This is a genomic window from Lactobacillus sp. UMNPBX16, assembly GCF_002553775.1.
Lineage (GTDB): Bacteria > Bacillota > Bacilli > Lactobacillales > Lactobacillaceae > Lactobacillus > Lactobacillus crispatus.
In genome coordinates this window covers 1-1334 of sequence record NZ_PCYU01000053.1, presented here as the reverse complement: position 1 = coordinate 1334, position 1334 = coordinate 1, and the positions used below count along the sequence as shown (strand labels likewise).

The 1334-nt window shown below is 37.6% G+C and carries 1 protein-coding gene; it reads right to left on the bottom strand.

The annotated features are described in order from the left end of the window. The coding region (locus CP367_RS09635) for an IS110 family transposase (protein WP_098043559.1) at nucleotides 1-1212 on the bottom strand (1212 nt) is incomplete at its 3' end. Between the last annotated feature and the right edge of the window lie 122 nt (nucleotides 1213-1334).

Below are 1334 nucleotides of genomic sequence, written 5' to 3'. Positions count from 1 at the left end.
GGTGGCTATGTTGTAATCATATAATTGATCATGTTTGATAAGAGCAAACATTGTGCGTATCAGTTTATGGACTGATGCAATGGCGATTTTCTTATAGCCTTGGCTATTTGAAGATCGTTTTTTCTTGTCATAATAATCAGTTATATGGCAAGGCTGCGTAGCCTTTACCGTCTCCATTTGAATAATAACTCGATAAAGTATTTTTCTGGCAATATGATTGCCATGCTTGGTAATGCCAAGAGAACTGTCTTTTTCACCAGATTGGTACCTTCCTGGATCAATGCCAACAAACGCATCAATTTGAGCTGAAGTGCTAAACCGTCTTAGATCACCGAGCTCTGCTACTAATCTCACTGCTGTAATTCTAGCAACCCCTGGGATACTCAAATAGATGGATAAAGCACGAGCGTTTACTGCTTTAGCCAGCTTTTCCATGTAGTTAATTACATAGTCGCGTTCTTGCTGGAGTGAAAATAAATTAGAAATGTTCCTTTGAATAGCTCTAACGATAATACTATCTTTGGAATCATAAGGATAAGCTTCTCTAGCAAAAGCGTATAATCTTGTGGTTAAGTACCGTGCCCTTTGTTGTCCTATTCCAGAAATAGAATTAAGCATTTGAGTTACCTGTGTCTCATTCTTTTCTAGAACATATCCAGCATGTGGGAAAAGACTAACAAGCGCCCAATAAATTCTGCCAGATGGATGAGACAGTATTTCTTCAATTTGTGGGAAAGTGGATTGGAGGTTGCGGTGCAATTGATTTTTAGTAGTAACTATACTCCTAGTAAGTTCTTCATAATAGCGACTGGCATTCTGAAGTTCATGATACTCTCTGGGCTGTGGATCACGCAGCTTTTGCGGGGCATTAAATTGAATTAAAGCCAGGCGATAAGCATCTACCTTATCAGTTTTATTATGGCGTAAATTATTGTCCATTAGCTTTTTCGCTTTAAGCGGATTAAGCTTCAAATACTTAATATGATAATCCTCTAAGAAAGCTTGCAGGCTTAGAGAATAAACACCAGTAGCTTCGAAAACAACTAAAGGAGTTATCAAATATTGGTTCAGTTGCTCATAAAGTTTTTGATAGCCAAAGGAATCATTAGAGATTCTAAAAGATTCGCCTTGTTTGATCCGGTCATTAACCACACAAACTGTGGAAGATTTACTGCTAACATCAATACCGAAAATAATTTGTGATTCCATAATATAACCTCCGCTGTGAAGATAAACCTCTTTATCAACCTATTAATTCTAATTTTCTAAACACGGCATCTAAGTGCCCACAGACTTCGAAGAGACTTAAGAATAGGTGGTAAAGCAGTCCGTTT